Origin of the sequence: Macrococcus brunensis (assembly GCF_004359615.1) — a bacterium.
In the GTDB taxonomy this organism is placed as follows: domain Bacteria; phylum Bacillota; class Bacilli; order Staphylococcales; family Staphylococcaceae; genus Macrococcus; species Macrococcus brunensis.
Genome location: NZ_SCWA01000056.1, coordinates 1 through 430 on the forward strand (window position 1 = coordinate 1; position 430 = coordinate 430).

Genomic DNA, 430 nt, shown 5'->3' on the forward strand with positions numbered 1-430 from the left:
GTTTAATAGATTGAGCTTACAGCCTACAAAACTGACATCTTTCATACGAACGTTATGACAGCTGAAGCCGGTCATCTGACAATGGGCGAAACGAGCGCGGCGGAAGCTGATATTCTCAAAATTCAGATTCATCAGCTGGCATTTCTCAAACACTGTATCCGTCACATGGACCGCCGAGAAATCTCCTTCAAACTGACATGCCGTAAAAATCATTTCATCTAATTCCCGCAAATCCGCATCTATTGTGATGACGCAGTTTTTATAATGACAACGACCGCCGTCATGAGTTAGTACGACATGCTGATTTTCTATCACTTCACTGCTGGACTTGTGGTTCTTTAACTTTCATCCATCAGCCTCATCGTTCCGACGGCCCCTGAGTATTCACCGTTCTCTATGAAGTAGGGCTTGAAGCCGCGCAGTACAGTGT

General features: G+C 45.1%; 1 protein-coding gene. It reads right to left on the reverse strand.

What is annotated here, in order from left to right; all coding sequences use genetic code 11:
- A partial coding sequence (locus ERX27_RS11190) for a pentapeptide repeat-containing protein (RefSeq protein WP_208001789.1) occupies window positions 1-213 on the reverse strand: 213 nt, incomplete at its 3' end.
- Window positions 214-430: the final 217 nt, after the last annotated feature.